Genomic DNA, 538 nt, shown 5'->3' on the forward strand with positions numbered 1-538 from the left:
TGCGGGGGTGTTACTTGATCTGTGCGGTGATGGTGGCGGTGCCGACGAGGAGGCCGCGCTTGACGGCGTCGGTGCCGAAGGTCTTGTTCAGCAGGCCGGCGGCGTCTTCGCTGATGTGGACGGTGGTGCCGGTCAGGATGGCGTTGTCGCCCTCGAGCTGGAGGGGCTTGAGGGAGCCGCCGTGCAGCTCGAACAGGAACGCGTTGTTGACGGCGACCTTGCCGTTGACCAGGACGTCGCCGTAGAGCTTGGACGAGCCGGGGTTGACGACGAAGTTCTCGAGGGTGACGGTGGTGTCGCCGCCCTTGAGGGTCAGGCCGGAGTCGTCGTGGTTGAGCAGGCCCTGGACGTAGGGGCGGTAGTTGCCGTCGGGGGACCAGTAGGTGACCGATCCGGCGGTGATCGGGAACGACACGGACCCGTCGGCGAGCTTGGCGGTGCCGGAGACGCCGGGGGTGAGCTTGAGGGAGGTGAGGGCGTCGGTGAAGCCGGAGTCGAGCTTCACGGCGGTGGAGCCACCGAGGACCTCGGGCACCGA

General features: G+C 67.8%; 1 protein-coding gene. It reads right to left on the reverse strand.

Annotated elements, in window-relative coordinates:
* Window positions 1–10 precede the first annotated feature (10 nt).
* Window positions 11–538, reverse strand: a 528-nt coding sequence (locus H489_RS29990) for a hypothetical protein (protein ID WP_017887490.1), incomplete at its 5' end; no start/stop codon positions are given.

This window comes from Curtobacterium flaccumfaciens UCD-AKU (assembly GCF_000349565.1).
In the GTDB taxonomy this organism is placed as follows: Bacteria; Actinomycetota; Actinomycetes; order Actinomycetales; family Microbacteriaceae; genus Curtobacterium; species Curtobacterium poinsettiae.